1 protein-coding gene is annotated in these 232 nt (G+C 36.2%); it reads left to right on the top strand.

Features of this window, described 5'->3' with window-relative positions:
- A partial coding sequence (locus tag AAEY78_RS15150; protein ID WP_352340349.1) for a hypothetical protein occupies positions 1 to 183 on the top strand: 183 nt, incomplete at its 5' end.
- Between the last annotated feature and the right edge of the window lie 49 nt (positions 184 to 232).

A 232-nucleotide genomic window follows, 5' to 3' on the forward strand; every position in this document is an offset into this window, starting at 1 on the left:
GTTTCTCACAGAAGGCTGCATCGCCATAATTATGAAGTTTGGGTGTCTACTAGTTTAAGAACCAAAGTAAATAAGCTCGATTTCATAAATGCATTACGAGGCGTGAAAATAAAAATTAAAAATCATATGATGCCAGCCAGCGTAATGATGCGTAAAAATGCTAATTGGGATGGTAAATCATGAAGTTGTTCTCGTTAAAGCCTGTTACTAATTCTTACGACATGGTTGAGTG

Source organism: Psychrobacter sp. 16-MNA-CIBAN-0192, assembly GCF_040309565.1.
Lineage (GTDB): Bacteria > Pseudomonadota > Gammaproteobacteria > Pseudomonadales > Moraxellaceae > Psychrobacter.